General features: G+C 60.3%; 11 protein-coding genes. All 11 read right to left on the bottom strand.

Going from position 1 to position 21,983, the window contains the following annotated elements; all coding sequences use genetic code 11:
* Window positions 1-238 precede the first annotated feature (238 nt).
* Entirely contained in the window at window positions 239-391 is a 153-nt protein-coding gene (locus tag CH278_RS27290) for a hypothetical protein (RefSeq protein WP_155289037.1), read from the bottom strand.
* Window positions 388-1,587 carry a hypothetical protein gene (locus CH278_RS00595; protein ID WP_032375849.1) on the bottom strand — a complete coding sequence of 400 codons (1,200 nt, stop codon included), beginning with the start codon at window positions 1,585-1,587 and terminating at the stop codon, window positions 388-390. Before CH278_RS00595 ends, CH278_RS27290 begins: the two co-directional genes overlap by 4 nt.
* 208 nt (window positions 1,588-1,795) lie before the next feature.
* Window positions 1,796-2,230: a methylmalonyl-CoA epimerase gene (gene mce / locus CH278_RS00590; protein ID WP_015586177.1), complete on the bottom strand. Its 435-nt coding sequence runs from the start codon at window positions 2,228-2,230 to the stop codon at window positions 1,796-1,798.
* Between the two features lie 312 nt (window positions 2,231-2,542).
* Window positions 2,543-3,298: a methylmalonyl Co-A mutase-associated GTPase MeaB gene (gene meaB / locus CH278_RS00585; protein ID WP_015586176.1), complete on the bottom strand. Its 756-nt coding sequence runs from the start codon at window positions 3,296-3,298 to the stop codon at window positions 2,543-2,545.
* A complete protein-coding gene (locus CH278_RS00580) occupies window positions 3,295-3,750 on the bottom strand; it encodes a cobalamin B12-binding domain-containing protein (protein WP_015586175.1) in 456 nt (151 codons plus the stop codon). The genes meaB and CH278_RS00580 overlap by 4 nt, the downstream gene beginning before the upstream one ends.
* Entirely contained in the window at window positions 3,747-5,072 is a 1,326-nt protein-coding gene (gene ccrA / locus CH278_RS00575) for a crotonyl-CoA carboxylase/reductase (protein WP_094620978.1), read from the bottom strand. Before ccrA ends, CH278_RS00580 begins: the two co-directional genes overlap by 4 nt.
* The gene (locus tag CH278_RS00570; RefSeq protein ID WP_015586173.1) at window positions 5,056-6,900 is read right to left on the bottom strand and encodes a condensation domain-containing protein; all 1,845 of its coding nucleotides are present in this window, start codon (window positions 6,898-6,900) and stop codon (window positions 5,056-5,058) included. The genes ccrA and CH278_RS00570 overlap by 17 nt, the downstream gene beginning before the upstream one ends.
* On the bottom strand, window positions 6,897-8,480 hold the full coding sequence (locus CH278_RS00565) for an AMP-binding protein (RefSeq protein ID WP_015586172.1): 1,584 nt from the start codon (window positions 8,478-8,480) through the stop codon (window positions 6,897-6,899). Before CH278_RS00565 ends, CH278_RS00570 begins: the two co-directional genes overlap by 4 nt.
* The gene (locus CH278_RS00560; protein WP_032382025.1) at window positions 8,477-8,737 is read right to left on the bottom strand and encodes a phosphopantetheine-binding protein; all 261 of its coding nucleotides are present in this window, start codon (window positions 8,735-8,737) and stop codon (window positions 8,477-8,479) included. Before CH278_RS00560 ends, CH278_RS00565 begins: the two co-directional genes overlap by 4 nt.
* A gap of 98 nt (window positions 8,738-8,835) precedes the next feature.
* Window positions 8,836-10,299: a methylmalonyl-CoA mutase family protein gene (locus tag CH278_RS00555; RefSeq protein ID WP_032364855.1), complete on the bottom strand. Its 1,464-nt coding sequence runs from the start codon at window positions 10,297-10,299 to the stop codon at window positions 8,836-8,838.
* Window positions 10,268-21,880: a non-ribosomal peptide synthetase gene (locus CH278_RS00550; RefSeq protein ID WP_255138112.1), complete on the bottom strand. Its 11,613-nt coding sequence runs from the start codon at window positions 21,878-21,880 to the stop codon at window positions 10,268-10,270. The genes CH278_RS00555 and CH278_RS00550 overlap by 32 nt, the downstream gene beginning before the upstream one ends.
* Window positions 21,881-21,983 lie beyond the last annotated feature (103 nt).

The raw sequence follows: 21,983 nt of genomic DNA, 5'->3' as shown, positions 1-21,983 counted from the left end.
GAAGCGTTCGTTTCACCTGGTCGAGGGCGCTTACGACGGCCGGGTCGCTGGGGTCGCGCCCCTCGTCACGGATGGCTGCGCACTCGTCGTCGTCCATGCTGTGTTGGACGCACAGCGCTGCTTTGTGGTTCCCAGGCAACAATCATTCATGTGAATGACTGGACGAGCTGCGTCGTTCTTTCCGGCATGACGGTGCATCGGTCTTCTCGAGCCTGCGCCGAGGAGTTCCAATCTACGTCTAGTTCGACGCGTCGGCCTCGGGGGCGGTTGCTCCGTCGTAGATCAGGTCGTCCGAGCCGTGGTAGCGGTAAGCACGCTGTCCACTGGGCAGAGTCACCCAGCCCGCCTGGCCGTGATCGGCGTCCGGATCGAAACTACGGTCGTTGGTCATTCAACACTCTCATTCTCCGCAGGCGGGCGCACCACAGTCACCTTGCTCTTGACGACAATCGGGGCATCCGCGGGCCCCTGCAAATGCTCATCGATCCACATGGGTAGATGACGCTTCTGCGATGGATACCAATGCCGACGCCAATGCCCCCGAACGACGTGGCGGTGCGAGAGCTTGCCAGATCCTTCCGACGATGAAGCACTGGATGCAGACCGCGGCTGCCGGTACGACAAATACGTCACCTCACGCATCCGCTTGACTACGCCGTCGTTGTCTCGCATGCGCGCCGACTGCTGGCGGGTGGACTCCACGAACTTGTTGCCTCGCAGCATGTTCACCATCGAGAAGAACGTTCGCGCAACGTAATCCAGGTCATTCATGGCGGTCACGGAATGCGCAGGTTCGTCGGGACCGACGTCCGTGAAACCCGCGCCTCCTGATCGGTTCGGTGCACTGGGCGCAGCATCGAATTCGGCTGGGCTGAGCTGGACCTCGGCGAAAGGAAACACCGGTAGGTAGTCGTTGACGACGCGGTACAACCGGTTTCCGTCAGTAGGAAGTGCCCCGTCGGCCCGCGCCAACCACCACCGCAAAGCAGGAACGGTAAGCATGGCTATCAGGAGAACATCGGTTCCACTTCCACTGTCGCGACCTGTCTCGTTCCACACCAGGACCCGCCCGTGGTCGGGCACTCCATCCGCTGGAGCGAGATAGAGAACTCCTCTGCTCGAGGGAAGATCGGCCACGGTCACAGCAACATCATGGTCTCGATCGGCACTCTGGCCGGCCTCGATCAACGCAGACATCTCCGGCGTCGCATAGTAGGCATACCGGTCCGCCGTCGACGCGCGCAGAAGGAAGTGGCTGTAGTAAAGCATCTGGAACCAACGGAAGGGCTGCAGGCCGACATCGTGCGATTCCGGTTCGTCATCGAGCCAGAAGGGCAAGTGCTTGTGGGGCTCCCGCGCAACAGCTTCGACCGGCAGCTTCGTCATCCGGGACAACCTATGGAGCATCTCGCCCACGTCGGCCGGGTCGGACCGAAACCGGATCACGTCGTAGCCGCCCTTAAGGAATTTTCCCAGGTAGGTCTCCACCGGCCAGGCTGCGGCCTCGATGGCCTCGAGCACAAGGGGCCACCGCGCCGCGGTGACCTTTGCTTCCAGCACCTCGGCGGCCTGACGGCGGATACGCATGTCGACCGAAAATTGTTGCCCTGGAACGAACTCACCGTCGAATCCATCACGGCGAACCCGAGTGCCCTTCGCATTCCGAGGCTTCTGCCCTCTTCTATCCGAACGCCGCGCCAATTTTCCCATCCCGCCCCCTCGTCTACCACTCCATGGCACAAATCCGCATCAACACTCTGACGATATGGACCATCGCAACATTAACTGGCAGTTGTCATTCGGAGTCTGGTGTTGCGGCGGTGACGAGTTCAGTCAAGACCCCGTGGCAATCCTTTGGGTGCAGGAAGTTGATTCGGGACCCCATTGAACCTTGTCTCGGCTCGTCGTAGAGTGCCCGGACGCCCTTACTCCGTATGGCTTCTGTTTCGCCACTCACGTCGTTCGTGCCGAATGCGATGTGGTGGACGCCTTCTCCGTTCTTGGCCAGCCACTTGCCTACTACTGAGTCGTCCCGGGTCGAGCCCAGCAGCTGGAGGTACGAGGCGTAACCGTCCGGGGTCTCGTTGATCTTCAACATCGCTTCACGGATACCCTCCTCCTCGTTCGATTCCAGGTGAGTAACCTCGAATCCATAGGTGGCACTGTAGAATTCGACGGTTTTGTCGAGGTCGAAACAAACAATCCCGATATGGTCAATTCGAGTCAGCATGCCTACAGTCCACCGCATAACTGCTCGCTATGCAACATGCTGACATGACCGAATCCGCTTGTCTGACTGATATTTACAAGATCAGTCAATCTGAACTCTGCCAACAGTCCCTACTTTGCTTGGTTGCCTAGGTCGTCAAATTCAGCCCAACCCTTGACTCGGGCCCAGTTCAAGCCGCTGCGCAGGTGATTTCGTGCCATGCAGGTGTCCCCGTCGATGTCGCAGACTTCGATCACCTAACGGTGGCCCAAAGCTTCGCTGCTTTGCAAAGCGCGGCAGAGGTAATGACTGGAGGAACGATCTGCTCCAGCTCTACGTCATAGGAGATTTTCGCTTGGCCTCAAGGGCTCTAACTACCTCGGCGGCCCCTTCTTGACGGCTGGCGGTAGTCGTCACAATGGGGACGTCGCGTTGACCAAGCTCGATCACGGCCTGGAGTTCGCGAAGTACTGCGTGGACTCCGTTCTGATCTGCCTTGTTTACGACGTAGAGGTCGGCGATTTCCAGAACACCAGCCTTGGCCATTTGGATGCCGTCACCTGCTCCAGGCGCTAGAACAACGATGGTGTCGTCCGCGATTGATGCGATTTCCACCTCTGACTGCCCGGTTCCGACCGTCTCGATCAAGATCCTGTCAAATTCGATCTCAGACAGGATCGCGATCATTGTCCTGGCCGTGGCCGAAAGTCCTCCGAGATGGCCACGACTGGACACTGACCGAATGAAAACTCCGGGATCATCTGAGTGCTCCTGCATACGGATGCGGTCACCGAGGAGCGCACCGCCGGTTATCGGCGATGACGGATCAAAGCAGAGCACTGCCACGCGCTGACCCCGCTTGCGGTACTCGGCGATAAGACATGAAATCAACGTCGACTTTCCGACACCAGGAGGACCTGTCAAGCCAATCACCGTACAGGCGGTTCGGGGGTGGTCCGGTGCAGCCGGAGAGATGACGTCAACCTCAGTGATGGCGTAGTTCTCCGCGCGAGTCATTAGTTGCGCCAGCGCCCTGATATTGCCTTGCCGTGCAGACTCCAAGGTCTGACAGTTCTGGTGCCTCGTCACTCCGTCTCCTTGAGCGGATGTAGGTTCGTTTGTGCCCAACGGGTGATCTCCTGAAGGGAATCCCGAGAGGTAAAGACCCGGAGCACTCCCATTTCAGCGAGCTTGCGTGCGTCTCCAGGTGGAATGACGCCGCCACAGAAGATGGGTATCTCCATCGCGTTATTCTCGGCCAACAGCTCGATTACGCGGGGTACCAGTTCCATGTGAGCGCCCGATAGCAGTGACAGACCGACAGCGTCGGCACCCTCTTCCAAAGTGGTGCGGACGATTTGCTCGGGTGTCTGACGCAATCCGGTGTAGATAACTTCCATGCCGGCATCACGAAGTGCGCGCGCCACCACTTTGGCACCGCGATCGTGGCCATCCAGCCCAGGTTTGGCAACCACCACTCGGACACGATGCACGCGGCCTTCGGCCTTTCCTGCGTCGAAGCTCGGGTTCGGAGCTGTCATGCCGTCACCAGCGGTGTGATCCGCGCCTCGCCGATCCGGGAACGCAGGTCGACGTCGGTGACACCGAGCCCACTCGAGGGTGCTAGGCAAAGTATGCCAACTTTGCCGAGGTGCTCGTTTAGTTGAATCCTGCGTGCGGCTTCTGGTGTCTCTTGAAACGGGTGCACTTCAGACAACATAGGTTGCACTTGGCCGCGCTGGATGAGGCGGTTCGTCTGCCACTGCTCGTACAAATTCGCCCCGTGGCTGCCTACTATTCTTTTCAGGCGCATCCACAAGTAGCGGTTGTCGAACGTGTGTTGGTAACCCGTGCTCGATCCACAGGTGACGATTGTGCCGCCGCGGCGGGCCACGAATACCGAGAGGCCGAAGGTCTCGCGGCCAACGTGCTCGAAGACGATGTTCGGATCCTCTCCGATCTCTCGCCTGATGATCTTGCCCAGCAGTTTTCCTGCCGCGACGGTGGCGTCCGGGTCAGCGGAAATCTCACCGATCTCGCGCCGATCGATGACCAGCTCACAGCCAAGCTTGCGGGCGACCTCGGCTTTTGCGTCCGAGCTGACTATGCCGATTGGTATGCCGCCGCCGTTGCGGACGAATTGCACGGCGTAGCCACCGAGGCCACCCGCCGCGCCCCAAATGAGGACTACATCGCCTTGACGCATGTTGGCACCGCGCTCGCTGACGAGCATCCGGTAGGCCGTTCCCGCGCACAATGGGTTGCTGGCAGCCTCTTCCCAGGTGAGGTGCGCTGCCTTGGGTAGTAATTGACTCGCGCGGACGACCGCATAGTCAGCGAGGCCTCCGAAGTTTGTCTCAAACCCCCATGCTCGCTGCTCGTGGCCGAGCATGCCGTCGTGATGGGTGAGCGGTTCCTGGTCATCGACATGAGCCGTCCCTACGGCGACATGGTCCCCGACCTTCCACTTGCGCACACCGGCCCCGACGCGCACGATCACCCCGGCTGCGTCCGACCCCAGTACGTGGTACGGCTGGTCGTGACGAGAGGCCCAGCCGCCCTGTTTTGCGTAGTGCCGCAGGAAGTTGAAAGTGGGGATCGGCTCGAAGGTAGCGGACCAGATTGTGTTGTAGTTCATCGCCGCTGCCATAACAGCGACCAACACCTCATCAGGAGCAAGTTCCGGCATGGGCACACTGCCGAGGTGAATCGACTTTCGAACGTCTTTGTCCTCGACGCCGGCGAAAATCTGGATGTCTTCTACATCTAGGTAGGCGGCGTTGTATTCAGGTGGGACGGGAAGGCTCTCAAGTACGTCCGGAGAGGCACCCGCGATTACAGCAGCTTCAGAGAGTTCGTTCATTGTCATCCTTGTTCGTCGGTAGGGTGTCGGTACAGGTGATTTTGATACGTCCAGGCAGATCACTGGCGTGCAGAAAAGTCCGCAGATGTGCTCGGATTTCTCGTGCGCTCGGGACATTGCGAGTTGGTCCAGACACACTGAGCACCGCGGTGTCGGTACGGCCCCTCACCAGCTGCACTTCCGCCTCTCGTACCCAAGTGTGGGTTCGGGCGACGCGGGCGACTGCGGAGGCATCAATGAGGCTTCGGGTGCGGATCCACCGACCCTCCCGAGGTCCTAGGTGTCGCATCTCGCCGTCTGCCGCGACGTACCCACAGTCGTCGGTGCAAACCTCGCGGCCGTCGGCGAGATGAACCCAGATCGTGCCCGCTATACAACAGGGCAGTAACTGTTCCGACCGGCCACGCACGGTGAATCTCACACCGTCCGATGGCATCAAGCGCGGAGGGTGGGGAGCGTCGTCGTTACATAGTGTCCCCGCGCGGACGCCAGCACAGATGTACGGGGTCCCCGCGCCGGCTGCTCGGGGCCGGACTTTGCTCGTAGAGCTGACCAAGGATGTTTCTCGGTCTGAAGCGAGATCTGTGACAGCAGTGCGAAAATCGGCAAGAAATATTTCTGCTTCCGCTGCACCCATCAGATCCTGGCGATAGTCGAGCCGCACCCGGCACTGCGGCCAGTGCGCACGGATCTGCAGCGTTCTGGCCAAAGCAGCGTTTGTGTTTGGCGTGAAAAACTCCCACTCCGAACGTAGGCCGGGGATTTCCAGGTCAAGTTGGGCTGGCGGACGGGGAAATGACAGGCCGAGCTCAGTACTGAGCCGAGCGAGGGGTCTGCCGGGCACACCGGACACCAGGTCCACGAACGGGACGCGGCGATAGCGAGCCAAGTGTGTGAGCGCCCGGCGGGCCGAGGCAACGGATTTTTCCGTCGCCATCTGGCGGGAGGTTTCGATGGATACGGGGACCACGTTGGTTTGCAAGCCGGCGACATGTCCGGTGTGTTCGTCACTGACGTCCGAAGCCACAGACAACACCGGATCAATGTTGTCGTAAGCCGTCATTTGTCGAGTGAGCGCTGCGAAAAGCATCGTGAATGTGCTCACCTGCAGGTTTTGAGCGATCGCGCGAAGGGCGGCAACCGCTGAGGGCTCCAGTTCGATTGTCGGCGAGGCAGCAATGGACCGCTGCCCCAGACGGCCGCCCTCGGGAAGTGTCAAGGGCATCCGTTTGTCGATAGCAGTACGCCAAAATTCGATGGCCTCCGCGGTGACTGCCTCCGTGGCAACGGGCGTACTGGGCGCGGCCAGCGGCGTCGGATTCACTTGATGGCCGATTCTCAGTTTCCCCAGATAGTTCGAGAAATCGCGGGCGACAATAAACTTGCTGCGCCCGTCAAAGCCGGCGTGATGAGCCTCGAAGACCATCGAGCAGCGGTTGGGAGCATGGGTTAGAAGTTGGAAACGAATTGGTGCCTCGGTGGCTAGGTCCCAGCGCTTGTCCTGTTCGCGCTGCTTGCACCATTCTCGGACCGCCGCCGACTCGGAGCCGTCTTCGCATGGGATAGTGGCGCGCTCGAAAGAACATGCCTCAAGTGCCGGCAGGACGCACTGGCGCAACTGTCCCCGCACAAGCCGCAGCACCGACCGCAGCGGCTCGTGTCGTTCAAGCACGGCGCGCGCAGCGGCCTCGAGGTGATGCTCGTCAAGTACACCGCGAAAGGTCGCCACGAAATATCCGCCGCCACTAATCGAGGGATCAATCGTGGCTTCGGCCCAGAGTGCGTATTGGCCCGCATCGGCGGGCCTATCGTGCAGGATTGTGGTCATTCGTCACCGCCCTGACTGTGTCGGCGACGCCGCCGGCAGTCATCTGCGATGAGCTCAGCGACTCTCTCACGATTAACCTTCCCGCTGGGGGTCCTGGGCAGTTCGGGCAGTTCCGTCACCGAAACAGGGACCGAAACCTCGGGCAGTACCTTGCGTAGTCGCTTAAGAGCGTTGGCCTCGACTGGGCCGGTGCAGCCCTCACGAAGGACTACTGCGGCGCGCAGGCTGGCATGGCCGGACTTAGTCACCACCATGACCGTCGCCGCTGCAGCGAAGTCGGGAGCTGTTAGCAACTGCGCATCGATTTCTAGGAGATCAACGCGGATTCCCCGCACTTTGATCTGGCTGTCCATTCGGGATAGGAAGCGCAAGCCGCTGTCTGTCAGCTCCACCAGGTCACCGGTACGGAAGGCTCGGGTGTTACCGGCTGGTGAGGGAAGGATGCTGACGTAGCGCTCCACTGTCAGCTCGGGACGCCCCAGATATCCATCCGACAATGGATTTCCGGATACGAGAAGCTCTCCGATGTTCGGAGTTTCTGGAACTTCCGGCGCGATGAGTAGTTCGCATCCCGGCAGGGGTTCGCCGATTGGTGGCAGATTGGGCCAGGCATACGGATCGGGCCCCAGGATGTGCGAGGTCACCATGGCGGATTCGCTTTGTCCGTAGTGGTTGACCAGCCGGCAGCCGGGCATACATGCGAACATTGCGCGAATATCTTCCGAGCACACTACTTGCTCACCGGCGGTATTTACCTCGACCAAGCACAGTTGCGCCAGCATGTCCCGCTGGGCCGTCACTGCCAGCATCTGCAACGCAACGAATGGGACGAACAGCCGCTCGATTCGTTGATCGGAGAGCCATCGAAGCAATTGGGCTGGTTCACGGCGTAGCTTCTCCGGCATGATCGCAAGCGTGCCGCCGCCGCACAGCGTGCCCAATATCTCCTGGAACGAGACGTCGAAATTTAGCGGGGCGAACTGTGCGGTGCGTAGTTCGGGGTGGGGTGAGTGGGATGTTTGCCAATCGACCATTGTGTCGATGCAGAGATGGTTCAGCGCTACGCCCTTCGGCCAGCCGGTCGATCCGGATGTGTAGATGATGTAGACCGGAAGTGCGGCATCGCACGCGACGGCGCGCAGGTCGATCGGTTGGGTTACTCCGGGGGGCAGCCCGATGTCGACCAGCGGGGCGTGGTGGTTCACACGTGATCGCGTGGTGGCGATTAGGGCGCGAGGTGCGCAGTCATCCACCATGAACTGAATCCGTTCCACGGGGTACTCGGGGTCCAACGGGACGTACGTCGCTCCATGCAGCAGCACCCCGAGTAATGCAGCGACTGCACCCGCGCCTCGCGGAAGCGATACCGCAACCCGGTCTCCTACGTTCACGCCGGCCAGCGTCAAGTTGGACGACACCGTTTGCGCCCAAGCTGCCAGTTCTCCGTAGGTGTACGAACGATCGGCGTCGACTACAGCCGTACGCCCCGGATCGTGGGTGACACGGCGAACAAATCCAGTTAAGTGACAATCGGGTGTCGCCGGACCTCCCCACAGTGACTTGAATTTTGGGGCGGTCATGCATCTTCTCCCCGCGGCGCTACCCCTGCTAGTTCTTCATCAACGGCCTCCACGAATTCTTCGATGGTGGGGTTGTTAAAAATTAGATGCAATTCCGCTTGCAGCCCATACTCCCGCTGGATAAGGGCAAGGATTTTCGCGGCCGTGAGCGAATCACCGCCCAAATCGAAGAAATTGTCATCGAGCGTGAGATTTTCTTCGCCGAGAGCCCGTTCCCAGAAACTCGTAATAGTGGTAGCCATCCGTTGTTTGCTCATATTTCTCTGCTCCCCATCCGAGTGGTCAGTTGGCTGCACCCTTGAGTGTGTTTGGGTACGGGATTGACCCGGACTGCTGCTGCTCCGGTTAGATGCGGTCATTTCGATTCGAGCCCTTCTGCCACCGCCCGTTGCATTTGGCCGATGCTGGCCCGAGCCCGTGCTGCTGCGATCATCGAATTCATGACATTGCGGCCCGCGGCCACGTCATCGGTCACAGCACGTAGTTCTGCGCTACAAACCCCGCGCTCGAAGGGACGGCGGCGGCCCGGTACGACACCCGAACGCAGTTGCCTTTCAGTGAGCCACTCCTCTTCTTCGGAACTCTCGGCTTCGACGACGCCGACGACGGGGCCGCGGGTGGCGTAGGCCATGTCGTCAATGCGCGATTCCAGCCAGCCACTGCGCAGACAGTCCAACAAGCCACCATGGGCAGCGATGTCATCTAGCCACCCCGTAGCCTCTGCTTCGATTTCATCGGCGATGCGAGCTATTGCCTCGGACCCGCCGAGGGGGTCGACGTATCTGGCTAGATCGGTTTCCTTCAAGATGATCTGCTGAATCCTCAGCGCAATGCGTGCCGATAGCTGCCCAGGCGTTTGTTCGGCCTCGTCGAAGCCGCACACATGCAGAGACTGCACCCCGCCGAGGACGGCCGCTACGGCCTGAATGGTCGTACGCGCGATGTTGTTGAGCGGTTCGGAGGCGGCGAGAGCGGAGCCGAAAGTATTGACCTGAACACGCATGCGGCTCGACTTCGCGTCAGCAGCGCCGAAGAGGTCCACCATGCGGCGGGCATACATCCTGCGTAGGACACGGAACTTGGCCGCCTCGGCAAGAACCTCCATATGGGTCCCAAAGATGAAGCTGAGCCGGGGTGCGACCTCGTCGACGGTAAACCCCCGCTCCAGCATCCCTTGCAAGTACGTCTCCGCATCAGCGATGCCGAGCGCCACTTCCATTGCTCGGCTCGCACCGGCTTCACGGGCGTGTCCACCCGAGATCGATACCGGATTGACCTTGGGCAAGTTGCGTATGCAGTACTCGATAACGTCTAACGAGAAGCGGAAGCTGTCGTCCAAGTCGAACACGAACGCCTTGCGAGCCGCGTGCTCTTTCAGCATTTCGTTCTGCAAAGTGCCACGTAATAGCGCAGGGTTGACGCCTGATTCTTCGGCAACCACGATCCATAGGGCCAAGATCATCGGTGCGGTCGCATTGATGGTGAAAGAGACTGACACCTGATCCAGCGGTATTCCGTCGAACACTGCGGCCAAGTCGTCGACGGTGGACACCGAGACCCCGGCGCGACCGACCTCACCGGCAGCCGTTGGATCGTCCGGGTCGAGTCCGAGCTGGGTGGGCAGGTCGAAAGCCAACGAAAGACCTGTCTCGCCTTGGTCGAGGAGATAATGGAACCGCCTATTGGTGTCTACGCCGTCGCCAAGCCCAGCCAATTGCCTGATCGTCCATGGCCTAGACACATAGCCCTTGGGATGAATACCTGCCTCATAAGGAAACTCGCCTGGTTTACTCATAATCGTCGCCTTCCAGTTCTGCACGCAGCCGGTCGCCGTAGGCGTCCAACGCATCGGGACTCAACATGTCGTTGTGTTCGCACTCCACTGCGATCTCCGTGACTGGACGAGCGATAAAACGTGTCCAGTCTCTTGAATAACCTGGATCGCGTTCGTGATCGCTTCCCTGGAACACCACAGCGCCGCCCCCGAATAGGTCCGGTGTGTGGCCGTGCCAGAGGTCAGAATTGAATCGGAGATTGCGAACGACGTGGCTGATCATCCAAGCTGGCGGAATAGCTGCGCCGAGTGACGAATGAGTTTCCAGCCATTCCGTGGCCTGCTCGTAAGAGGTCAATTCTTTCAGATCGGGCAGGTCGACGTTCTTGGACACGAAATGCCGCAGGACGTCGGTCTCATTGAAATCCGCGTCTGGCGAGCGTGTCGTACCGGGTTCTACTAGAGCTGCGTCCAACAGTATTAGCCGACGTACGTGCGCCCCTCTCCGTTCCAGCACGGTAGCCATCTGGTGGGCGACGACACCACCGAAGGACCATCCCAGCAGGTCGTAGGGCCCATCGGGCTGGACTGACTGGACGAGGTCGGCATACTCGCCGGCCATTTCGCGGACCGTACGCGGACGTTCGCCGTCGACGGTTTGCTGAATAGCGAATATTGGGCGCTGCACGATGCTTCCCAAGGCGCGGTACGCCCAGCTGACGCCCCCACCAGGGTGTATGCAGAAAAGTGGACGCCCTGGCCCTCGGCACAACTTCACGACCTGAGGTATCTCGTCGGAACTGGACCAGTTGAAGAGTTGTTTGCTCAGGCCCGCTACGGTGGGGGCTTCCATGAGTGCACGGACGCTGATTTCACAGTCGAAGGTTTCCTGCACGGCGGCTACGACACGCATCGCAGAGAGCGAGTTGCCGCCCAGGTCGAAGAAGGAGTCGTCCACGCTGACTCGCGGCAGGTCGAGAACCTTCGTGAAAATGCCGGAGATAATTTCTTCAACCGGAGATGACGGCGCTCTGTGAACGCCGCTGGCGAATTGCGGCTCGGGCAACGCCCGTTTGTCCAGCTTGCCGTTGACAGTTAACGGCAACTCGTCGATGACCATCACCACGGCCGGAACCATGTACGCAGGCAATCGCGCGGCAACTCGTTCGCGCAGCGCCCCACCATCGATTCCCGCAGACACCTCGGTAGGTACGACGTAGCCAATCAACTGCTTGCCGGTATCGGTATCACGGGCCACCACTGCCGCACGCTCCACTCCGGTCAAGGCAGCGAGTGTTGCTTCCACTTCACCGATTTCGATGCGGTAACCACGAATCTTCACCTGATCGTCAGAGCGACCCACATACTCCAGCTCGCCGTCGTGATTCCAACGAACCAGATCGCCGGTGCGATACATCCGCGAACCCAAAGGGCCGAGCGGACACGCGACGAATCGCGATGCCGTCAAGCCCGGCCGTCGCACATAACCGCGTGCCACACCCCGCCCCGCGACATACAACTCACCAACCACACCGATCGGAACCCGCCGCAAACCGGAATCCAACACAAACAACGCATCACCCGGCACCGGCGTACCGATAGGAGCTCCATGACCAGGCTTCATGGGCGCACTCATAGAGGCGTAAACGGTGCTTTCGGTAGGACCGTAGGAGTTGATCATTTCTCGGCCTGAAGCCCACCGATCGACAAGTTCGGGCGAGCACGCCTCACCCCCCACAAAAATGGTCCTCAATGCGCTCAGCCGCTGCGGTGACAGCCGGCCGAGGGCGGACGGGGTCTGGGTCAGAACCGAAACACTTTCGTTCACAAGTAGGTCATGAAAGTCGGTGGCAGAGTTGGCCGTGTCCTCAGAGGCTATGACTAAGCGGCCACCGTGCAGCAGAGCGCCCCACATCTCCCACACCGACACATCGAACGAGTACGAATGGAACATCGACCACACCTGTCCTGGCGACAATTCGGACGTCCGTGCGGGTCTGGTGAACAGTTGCGTCACGTTCTGGTGGGTGACCGAGACGCCTTTGGGTGTGCCTGTCGTTCCTGAGGTGTAGATGACATAGGCCGTCAGTTCTGGATGGGGGAATGGAAAGGTGACAGTGGGAGGTTCGACGGTGACCCTGCCCCCGAGGGTCACGACTGCCACTTTGCTCTCATCGACCCGGTGCAATTGCGCTACCGTTGTCACTATTGCTGCTGGTTTGGCGTCTTGTAGAACGAATGCCAGGCGCTCGTCAGGGGTGTTGATGTCGATCGGCAAGTAAGCAGAACCCAGCTTCAGCACCGAAAGTATGGCTATCACAGTGTGTTCCGAACGTGGCAGCAACAGTGCAACAACGTCCTCTACTCCCACCCCACGCCCAGCCAACAAATGAGCCAACTGCGTCGATGTGTCGTCCAACTCCTGATACGTCCACGACCGACCCTCGAACACCACCGCTATGACGTCCGGCCGCACCCTCACCTGCTCGGCGAACAACTCCGGAATCGACACGCCAGCAACGGACTCCGTCACAGCCGACCTGTTACCCAGTACGTCCAGCTGCGTCAGCTCATCCTCACCCAGGATGTCGAACGAAGCCAAAGGACGATCCGGGCCCGCCGCCATCGCAATCAATAGTGTCTGGAGCCATACCAGGATTTGCTTGGCCAACCGCTCGTCGAGGACCGCCATGCGGTATTCCAGCCGCACCCTCAGCTGTGGACCGGGCCAGATCTGTAAGGCGATTGGATAGTGAGTGAACTCGCGACTTGAGGCTATGCGTACGCTCAGTCCGTTTGTCTCGAGCTGCCCGCCGGACATCCTCAGTGGGTAGTTCTCGTAGACGAAGAGGGTGTCGAACAGTTGTTGATGTCCCGCGGCGCGCTGGATATCGGCCAGGGCCACGAACTGGTGGTCTAGCCCATCGTGGTAGTCGTCCCGCAGCATGCCGATCAGTTCAGCCGTGGTCGTCGTCGCGGTCAGGGATGCTCTTACCGGGACGGTGTTGATGAACATGCCCACCGCCGACTCGCTGCCGAACAGTTCTGCTGGCCGCCCCGATACGGTAGTGCCGAAGACGACGTCTCCGCTGCCAGTCAATGCGCCCAGCAGACGGCCCCAGGCGGCCTGTAGCACGATGTTCATGGTCGTGTTTTGCGAGCGAGCCAACTGCTCAACAGAACGCGTGACGTCGATAGGGAGGTCGACTCGCAACAGCGATCGCGCATCAGTGAAGCGATCTCCTGGATCTAACAAGGTCGGCGTTTGAAGTCCCGCCAGCAGCTTCTGCCAATGCCGCCGCGCCGCGCTCCAGTCCTGGGCGGATAGCCACTCGACGTAATTTCGGAAGGTGGGCGCGGGTGCCAGAGTCTCCCGTTCGTAGACGGCGAACATCTCTTTGAGCAGAATCTGGATTGACCAACCGTCCACCACGATGTGATGGACGGATAGCACCAGCGTGTGCTTATTCGTCCCAGTCTGATGAAGGAGAATCCGTAGCGGTGCCTCATCTACGAGGTTGCCGCAGGCGGCGAGCTCTGCATCCAGCAGCCTCTGATCGCACTCGTAGCCGTTAACTACCGTCCACGGTATGTCTGGGCGTGTCGGAATGATCTGCACCGGCTCGGGGAAACCCTCGGAGACGAACCGAGCCATTAGGTTGGGGTGGCGTCCGACGACTGTATGAGCGGCCTCGCGCAAGCGCGGCACGTCGAGTACGCCAGCAATCTCGATACCCAGTTGCACGGTGTACAGCTCTACGGGTTCATTACTGCCGGAACGGCGATGGAAAAGCAGCCCGGTTTGAAGCGGAGTCAGCGGGAGAAGGTCTGCTGGTTCCACGATTTGTGCGAGTTGATCGATCTGCCGCTGATTGACCACCGCCGGCAGGACGTCGGAGGGAGTCAGTCCTCCGCCGCCGTTCTGCACGTACGCCGCAATTCCAGCTAGAACGTCATACCAGCGCGCGTACAGCTCGGTGATATAGGAGCGATCCACCTGTGTGCTCGTCCAACTCCAGGACACGTGTAGTTCTGACTGCGAACCTTCGGCTAGCACGGCTGCATTGATGCCGACTGTGTGCGGCAACAGCATCGAGCGGGAACCAAAGCGTCGAGCATCAGGCGATTCAGTCGGTCCGAGGATCCGCCAATCTTCGAGGGGTGCGTCGAGCTGGCTCACGCTGCGCCGGCCGAGGTAGTTGAAGCCGATGGCGGGATCTACGCCAGACAGATTGTTGGTGCCTAGATACTTGAGAAGACCGTAGGTGATTCCGTCGGGGTGGGCACGCAGCTGTTCCTTGGCGTCCTTTATCCAGATACCCATGTCCGAGCCCCCGGTCAGAACAGTGTCACGGTCCATGGGTACGACGTTCAAAGCGACCGGGTGCTTTGCGGTGAACCATCCGACGGTGTTGGTCAAATCGATCCCACTGCCGATTTCATCGCGACGTCCGTGGCTCTCCACGTCGATGCGGAAAGGGACGTCGAAGTGCTGGTGCTGTTCAGCGAGGGCAGAACCGAGTGCGATGAGCAGCAGATCCTGAACGTTGATGTGCAGAGCCGCAGTCACGTCGGTTACCAGCACTTCGGTTAGCTCCGTGTCGATGCTGACCGACAGATGCTCCACATCGCGCCAGATACCAGGAGTCGGGTGCGGGCTGGGCAGCAGGGTGGCAACGGCTTCAATGCGCTGCCAATGCGGAAGCTGGTCAGTGACTTTCCGCTCGGCAGCGTACTGCGCCAACATCGTTGACCACTCACGGAACGAGGTGCCGCTGGCATCCAGGGTAATTTCTCGCCGCTCGGTGAGGCAGCGCCAACCCGTTGCGAGATCCCTTTGGATGATTCCCCAGGAGACCGCGTCGACCGCGAGGTGGTGGACGATGAGCAACAGCTGGCGGGTGCGCTCAGCCCACAGCCCATGCACCATGGCTCCTCGACGCGGGTCAAGACGGCTCAAGGCATTGGCAAACGTGGTATCGGAGAAGTCCACGACGGGGGTTACACAGTCGGCTGCGCTGATCGAGCCTGTTGGTAGGACGATGCAGTTGTCCGCGTCCTCAGTCGGGGCGTTGTCCACCTGCAACCGGAGCATGGCGTGCCGATCGACCAATGCCTGTAGTAACAACACCACGTCGCTGTACTTCGCCTGCTGCGGCCCCTGGAACAACATGGTTTGGTTGAACTCGTCTGTCGGTGCCGTGAGAGATGCCAGCCACCGCATGATCGGCGTTGCCGTGACGGGCCCAGCCTCAGCCGGCCGAAGGAGAGACTGCTCCGGGACCGAGAGCTGGAGAGCGTGGGCAAGTCGTGCCACGGTTCGCTCCACCAGGATGTCGCGGGGCTTGCAGTACAAACCGACTTGCCGGGCCCGGGACACCACCTGAATGGACGAGATGCTGTCGCCGCCTAGATCGAAGAACGAATCGTCGACTCCAACTTTCTCCACATTCAGTACGCGCGCGTAGATGTCAACCAGGCTCTCCTCGAGTGGAGTAGTCGGTGCTCGGTATTGGTTCGATTGTCCTAGTTGAGGTACCGGAAGCCTCTTTTTGTCAAGCTTGCCGTTACTCGTCATGGGCAATGCATCGAGGACCACGACCGCCGCAAGCGACATATATTCGGGCAGCCACGCGTCGGTCAAGCGGCGCAATTGGTTGCCATCCAACTCGCCCGCCCAGTCTGTGTGGGGAACGACGTAGCCGATCAGCCGTTTGTACCCTGGGTGGTCCTCATGGACGACGACCGCAGCCTGTCCTACTCCGGGGGCCGTCCGGAGCACCGATTCGATCTCACCGATTTCGATGCGGTAACCACGAATCTTCACCTGATCGTCAGAGCGACCCACATACTCCAGCTCGCCGTCGTGATTCCAACGAACCAGATCGCCGGTGCGATACATCCGCGAACCCAAAGGGCCGAGCGGACACGCGACGAATCGCGATGCCGTCAAGCCCGGCCGTCGCACATAACCGCGTGCCACACCCCGCCCCGCGACATACAACTCACCAACCACACCGATCGGAACCCGCCGCAAACCGGAATCCAACACAAACAACGCAGTGCCGGAGCCAGCGGCACCGATCGGCACTGCCCCTGTAGGGACTAGCGGTTCGGTCATCGAAACGTAGACGGTGCACTCGGTCGGGCCATAAGCATTGATCACGGCTCGCTCAGGCGTCACCCATCGCTCGATTAGCTGGGCTGGGCACGTCTCTCCCCCGAGTAGAAGTAGCGCGATCGACGGTAGCCCCTCGGGAGACAGCCGTGCCAACGCCGACGGTGTCTGGGTCAGCACCGTTACTTCTTCGTTTACGAGCAGGTTATGGAAATCGGAAGGAGAGTAGGCAACCTCTTCGGGAACCACGACCAGCCGTCCCCCGTGCAGAAGCGCGCCGCACATCTCCCAGACCGCGAAGTCGAATGCGTATGAATGGAACAGCGTCCATACGTGGTGGTGGGGTTCCAGAGTGCCGGTGGTCGGGTCCTCGACATTGGCGAGGCGCGCGATGTGGGTAGCGATGAGGTCATTGACGCCGCGGTGGGTGACCGAGACGCCTTTGGGTGTGCCTGTCGTTCCTGAGGTGTAGATGATGTACGCGAGGAGGTCAGCATTCGGCACCGGCAACGTCGTCGTCGGCTGTTCAGCGACCTTGGGATCCTCGACATCTATCAGTGGGACCCCGGACTTACTGACGCGACCAGCGAGGCTCACCGTGGTCAAAATCGCGGCCGGCGCAGCGTCTTGTAGAACGAATGCCAGGCGCTCGTCAGGGGTGTTGATGTCGATCGGCAAGTAAGCAGAACCCAGCTTCAGCACCGAAAGTATGGCTATCACAGTGTGTTCCGAACGTGGCAGCAACAGTGCAACAACGTCCTCTACTCCCACCCCACGCCCAGCCAACAAATGAGCCAACTGCGTCGATGTGTCGTCCAACTCCTGATACGTCCACGACCGACCCTCGAACACCACCGCTATGACGTCCGGCCGCACCCTCACCTGCTCGGCGAACAACTCCGGAATCGACACGCCAGCAACGGACTCCGTCACAGCCGACCTGTTACCCAGTACGTCCAGCTGCGTCAGCTCATCCTCACCCAGGATGTCGAACGAAGCCAAAGGACGATCCGGGCCCGCCGCCATCGCAATCAATAGCTGCTGCCACCGAGCCGCCATGCGCTTTACGGTCTCGGCGTTGAAGATGTCGGTGCGGTACTCGACGATTCCGCTGATCCCATCGGGCTGACCGTCCGCAGTGAACCGCTCGCGCAGGCTGAATGCCAGGTCCATTCGAGCGGCTCCGATGTCGACTGACGCCGTCTCCACGTCGAGACCCGGCACCGAGATGTCGGGGACCGGGTCGTTCTGCCAGGCGAACAGGATTTGGATCAACGGATGGTGAGCCTGCGTACGGACCGGATTGAGGCGCTCGACAAGCGCATCGAACGGCACATCTTGGTTCGCGAACGCGTCCAGGCTCCGCTCCCGTACCTCCTCCAACAAATCACCGAAGTTCATCTCGGCTGAAACCCGCGTACGCAACACCAGCGTGTTGACGAAAAACCCGACCATGCCGTCAAACTCGGTTCGCCCCCGCCCCGCCGTCGGCACCCCGAACGCCACATCCGCGCTCCCGCTCAAACGCGCCAACAGCACCGAAAGCGCCGCCGACATCACCATGAACGTCGTCGCATTGCGTTCCCGCGCGATCCGCTGCGCCAATTCATGGAAATCCGCGGGCAGGTCGACGACGACTCGACCCCCATTCGTGTCGGTCTCCGCCGGGTACGACCGGTCCGTGGGAAGCTCCAACCTGCTGGGTAGATCTTTCAGGGCGTGTTCCCAGAATTTCAACTGCCCGGCGAGCACGCTTTGCGAATCCGCTTCGTCACCCAGCAGAGCGTGTTGCCAAAGCGTGTAGTCGGCGTACTGGACGGGAAGTGGCGACCAGGAAGGCGACTCGCCCGCAGCGCGGACTCCGTAGGCGCTCCATAGGTCACGCAGGAGCGGAGGAAGTGACCCCCCGTCGACTGCAATGTGGTGCATGACCACGACCAGACGATGGTCAGTGGCAGACACGACAAACAGCGCCGCGCGGAAAGGAAGGTCTTCGGCTAGGTCGAAAGCATGCTGACCCCGAACACGCGCTGCGTCGGATATTTGAAGTTCCGTCCAGGTGGTGGCGTCAATGATGTCCCAGTCGAAGTCAGTCTCAGCTGCAAGGACACGCTGCTCCGGCACACCAGCCACCGCTGGAAACACTGTCCGCAGACTCTCGTGCCGCTCCACAACATCAGCGATCGCCGCGCGCAGCGCACAGACATCCAAAGAACCGGTAATCTGAATCAGTAGCGGTATGTTGTACGTCGCCGACTGCCCTTCCATCTGGTGGATGAACCACAGCCGACGCTGAGCGAACGACAACGGCAATCGCTTGGGACGAGCTACTGGGACCCATGCCACGCCGCCACCCGGCGATCCACCCACCAACCGTGCGAACCCCGATACCGTTGAGGCTTCCCAGAGCGCCTTCACGCCGATCGATGAATCAAACGACTCCTGCACGGCCGCGATCACTCGCATCGCCGATAGCGAATTTCCGCCGAGGTCGAAGAACGAGTCGTCCACCCCTACCCGCGGTAGGTCCAGCACACGCGCAAAGATTTCAGCCAAAATTCCCTCAACCAAGGTCGACGGATTTCGGTAGGATCCGCCTGCGAACTCTGGATTCGGCAATGCCTGCTTGTCTAACTTGCCGTTGACCGTAAGCGGTAGGTCATCGACGATCATCACCACTGTGGGGACCATGTACTCCGGTAGGTGCGCGGCCACATCACCACGCACCACAGCACCATTTACTTTTGGACCGGTCTCCGCAGGTACGACGTAGCCGATCAGCTGCTTGCCCGAACTCGAAGACCTCACCACGACCGCGGCGCGCTCCACCCCCGCGACACGGGAAAGAGCAGCCTCGACCTCACCCGGTTCAACACGAAAACCACGGATCTTCACCTGGTCGTCCGAGCGGCCCACATACTCCAGCTCGCCCTCGCGGTTCCACCGCACTACGTCACCCGTCCGGTACATCCGCGAGCCCGGCGGGCCGAGCGGAGAAGCAACAAACCGCGACGCCGTCAGCCCCATGCGTTTCAAGTAGCCCAGGCCGACACCATGACCTGCCACATACAACTCTCCGACTACTCCTACCGGCACGCGGCGGAGACCGGTATTCAATACGAAGAAGGCAAGGTCAGCAAGCGGACCGCCCACGGGACTGACATGGCTGTCGAGGTCAGAAGAAACGATCCTCCGGAACGATGCGTGGACGGTGGTCTCTGTGGTGCCGTACATGTTGATCAGGTGCGGCCAGGAATCCAGCTGATCTAGCCAAGGTCGCAACTTCGACGGTTCGAGAGCTTCGCCTGCGAAGACAATCGCTTCTAGACCGCTCAGCCGAGACTCGCCCGGCCGGCGCATGTCGACTGCCTGCAGAGCATAAAATGCTGACGGTGTCTGACTCAGAACGGATACGTTCTGGTCTCGCAGTAGTTGATGAAAGTCGTTGGCGGACTGGGCAATTTCTCCAGGTACGACAACCAGTCGGCCACCGTGTAGCAGCGCGCCCCACATCTCCCATACCGACACATCGAACGCGTAGGAGTGGAAGAGTGACCACACCTGGTTTGAGGACGGCACGAACCCCGGAGCCGTCGAGCTGAACAATCGCGTGACGCTCGCCTGGGTAACGGCAACCCCTTTGGGGACACCGGTGGTACCGGAGGTGTAGATGATGTACGCGACTTGGCCGGCCTCTGGCGCAGGCAGAGCCGTAACCGGCTGCACGGCAATCGCGTCGTCGTCGACATCCACAACTTCGATACCAAAACAGTCTACCCGGCAAGTCAGTTCGGCAGTGGTCACGAGGGCAGCTGGAGCGGCATCGCCCAAGATGAACGCCACCCGCTCATCGGGGTGCTTGATGTCAATGGGTACATAGGTTGCGCCCAGTTTCAACACTGCCAGGATCGCGATTACTGTCTTGTTGGAACGCGGGAGCATGAGAGCAACAACTTCTCCTCCGCGTACCCCACGAACGGCTAGTAGATGTGCCAGTTGCGTGGAGGCCTCGTCAACTTCCCTGTAAGTCCATACCTGATCCTCGAAAACCATGGCGTGCGCTTCCGGCGCTCGATTCGCCTGTGCTGCAAACAGTTCGGCTATGGATATACTGGCGGCAGTCTGAGAGTGCGCAGAACGATTGCCCAGGCGGTCAAGATGAGTGTGTTCGTTTCTGTCTAGTACGTCGATCGAGATGACTGGCTGGTCGATCACGGCGATCATCTCGGCGATGATTCGCCCAAGCCTGACGATCATGGTCTCGACCGATGCAGCGTCGTAGACATCAGAGCGGTACTCGACCACTCCGTCGATTCCCTGCGGCTCGCCGAACTCGGAGTACCGCTCCCGGAGACTGAAGGTCAAGTCCATCCGGGCCTGTCGAGAAATGGTGGGTACCGCCTCTGCCAGCACCCCCGGCAAGTCCAACTCCGTGGAGATCTGGTTCTGCCATCCGAGCATGACCTGGACCAGTGGGTGATGCGATTGTGACCGAGCAGGTTTGACGAGATCCACCAGCGCGTCGAACGGGACATCCTGGTGGGCCAATGCGTCCAAAACCGCGTCCCGTACTTTTTGCAAGAGGCGACGGAACGTCGAACTGGCAGACACATCAACGCGGAGCACTACTGTGTTGGCGAAGAAACCGACCATCTCCGCAAGATCAGCGTCACGTCGGCCCGTAGTTGGAACACCGAAAGCGACATCGGAGGTGCCGCTTAGTTCGGACAACAGCACCGCCAGCGCCGTCGAAATCACCATGAAGCCGGTAGAACGATGCTCCCGGGCCAACTGTCGCACCTGCTCTTGCATCGACACGGGCCATTCGATGGGGATTCGATTGCCTCGATAGTCGGCCACGACCGGATAAGGGCGGTCGGTTGGGAGCTCAAGCCGCCCCTCGTATCCGGCTAGCGTGTTCTTCCAGTAAAGGAGGTGCCGGCTCAGCGCACTGTCGGGGTCGGACTCGTCGCCGAGCGACTCACGCTGACGGAGCGTGTAATCCCGATATCGCAATGGCAACGGCACCCAGGCAGGCACCTCTACGCCCACATGGGCCCTGTACGCCAGCCCGACGTCGCGTACGAGGGGCGTGAGGGACTGGCCGTCTGACGCGATGTGATGCATCAGGAGCACCAATACATGCTGATCGGCCGATAGTCTGAAGAGCTGCGCTCGGAACGGAATCTCAAAGCTGAGGTCGAATTTGTATCCCACTGCCTGTGCGACTGCATCGTTCAACGCGTCTGTCGACCATCCTGACGCTTCGACTACGTCCCAGCCGAAGTCTGCGTCGGCCGAGCCAAGAACACGCTGCTCCGGCACACCCTCATGGGAGGGGAAAACAGTCCGCAAACTTTCGTGTCGACTCACGACATCGCCGATTGCCCTGCCCAGCGAATGAACACTGAGCTCACCAGTCAGGCGTAAGACCAGAGGAATATTGTAAGTTGACGACAATCCCTCCAACTGGTGGATAAACCACAGCCTACGCTGCGCAAAAGACAACGGGATCAATGCTCAACCCTTTCAGCGCCCAGCAAAACACTTCCTTGCGAACCACTCGGGTGACCACCCTCAGCGTTAGATTCAGACCCGAAATATTTCATCA

Origin of the sequence: Rhodococcus sp. 05-2254-5 (genome assembly GCF_002258575.1) — a bacterium.
Taxonomy (GTDB): domain Bacteria; phylum Actinomycetota; class Actinomycetes; order Mycobacteriales; family Mycobacteriaceae; genus Rhodococcoides; species Rhodococcoides fascians.
This window is presented reverse-complemented; position numbering and strand designations above follow the sequence as displayed.

Coding starts and splice junctions, on each gene's coding strand:
- CH278_RS27290 (WP_155289037.1), bottom strand. CDS start 391: ATGACCAACGACCGTAGTTTCGATCCGGACGCCGATCACGGCCAGGCG.
- CH278_RS00595 (WP_032375849.1), bottom strand. CDS start 1,587: ATGCGTATCCGCCGTCAGGCCGCCGAGGTGCTGGAAGCAAAGGTCACC.
- mce (WP_015586177.1), bottom strand. CDS start 2,230: ATGCTGACTCGAATTGACCATATCGGGATTGTTTGTTTCGACCTCGAC.
- CH278_RS00580 (WP_015586175.1), bottom strand. CDS start 3,750: ATGACAGCTCCGAACCCGAGCTTCGACGCAGGAAAGGCCGAAGGCCGC.
- ccrA (WP_094620978.1), bottom strand. CDS start 5,072: ATGAACGAACTCTCTGAAGCTGCTGTAATCGCGGGTGCCTCTCCGGAC.
- CH278_RS00570 (WP_015586173.1), bottom strand. CDS start 6,900: ATGACCACAATCCTGCACGATAGGCCCGCCGATGCGGGCCAATACGCA.
- CH278_RS00565 (WP_015586172.1), bottom strand. CDS start 8,480: ATGACCGCCCCAAAATTCAAGTCACTGTGGGGAGGTCCGGCGACACCC.
- CH278_RS00560 (WP_032382025.1), bottom strand. CDS start 8,737: ATGAGCAAACAACGGATGGCTACCACTATTACGAGTTTCTGGGAACGG.